The 416-nt window shown below is 35.1% G+C and carries 1 protein-coding gene; it reads right to left on the bottom strand.

Annotation, left to right across the window (positions count from 1 at the left end; genetic code table 11):
- Positions 1–351, bottom strand: a 351-nt coding sequence (locus LOK41_RS28620) for an IS6 family transposase (protein ID WP_241819463.1), incomplete at its 3' end; no start/stop codon positions are given.
- Between the last annotated feature and the right edge of the window lie 65 nt (positions 352–416).

The raw sequence follows: 416 nt of genomic DNA, 5'->3' as shown, positions 1-416 counted from the left end.
CATAAAAGCATATGCTGCTTGTGTGTCCCGTTTTTGACGAAGTTGAATATCAAGGGTTTGTCCCTCTTTATCAATTGCTCGATATAAATAACACCATTTCCCTTTCACCTTGATATAGGTTTCATCCAAACGCCAAGATAACAATGTGTTTTTGTTTTTCTTTTTCCAAATGTGATAGATAAGATTTCCATATTCATGAACCCAGCGCATGATAGTTGTTGGATGAATAGAAATACCACGTTCTTTGAGAATTTCAGACACATCGCGATAACTTAAAGAAAAACGACAATAGTAGCCAACGGCTATTAAAATAATATCCTTCTTGAACTGTTTCCCTTTAAAATATCCCATCTGTGATTCTCCTCGTTTTCTTTTTCGAAAGTGTAGCTTAGTTTAGAAAACTTTGCAACAGAACC

This window comes from Bacillus sp. TL12, assembly GCF_022625245.1.
Classification (GTDB): domain Bacteria; phylum Bacillota; class Bacilli; order Bacillales; family Bacillaceae_G; genus Bacillus_A.
This window is presented reverse-complemented; position numbering and strand designations above follow the sequence as displayed.